This is a genomic window from Agrobacterium sp. a22-2 (assembly GCF_012276985.1).
GTDB lineage: Bacteria > Pseudomonadota > Alphaproteobacteria > Rhizobiales > Rhizobiaceae > Allorhizobium.
Map to the genome: position 1 here is coordinate 1 of NZ_JAAXMM010000091.1, position 410 is coordinate 410.

The 410-nt window shown below is 44.1% G+C and carries 1 protein-coding gene; it reads right to left on the reverse strand.

The features are described from left to right. Window positions 1-410: ATP-binding protein (locus HFC70_RS26525; protein WP_246735975.1), on the reverse strand; the 410-nt coding region annotated here is incomplete at both ends.

Sequence of the window (410 nt, forward strand, 5' to 3'; positions counted from 1 at the left end):
ACTTGCAGTAGTAACAACAGCATTGGCTTGTTCTAGCACAAAGGCAAGAAATTCGCGCGAATCTGCTTCATCATCTACTACCAAAATGCGCTTATTTCTTAAACTGCTTTTTGGATCGTCCGGCGGCGTTGGATTTGATGGTAAGGGCGATCGCGCTAAGGGAATTTGAACGGTAAAAGTTGCCCCTTGTTCGCTCCCCAGACTATCTACCGTTACTGTTCCCCCGTGCATTTCAATTATTTGTTTGACAATGGCAAGTCCTAAACCCAATCCACCAAACTTGCGGGTAGTTGCGCCATCTTCTTGCCGAAAATGCTCGAACACATAAGGTAAAAAGTCTGAATTAATGCCTTTGCCTGTATCAGTAACTTTAATTTGGGCATAGTTGCCATTAGACGCTAATTCTACGG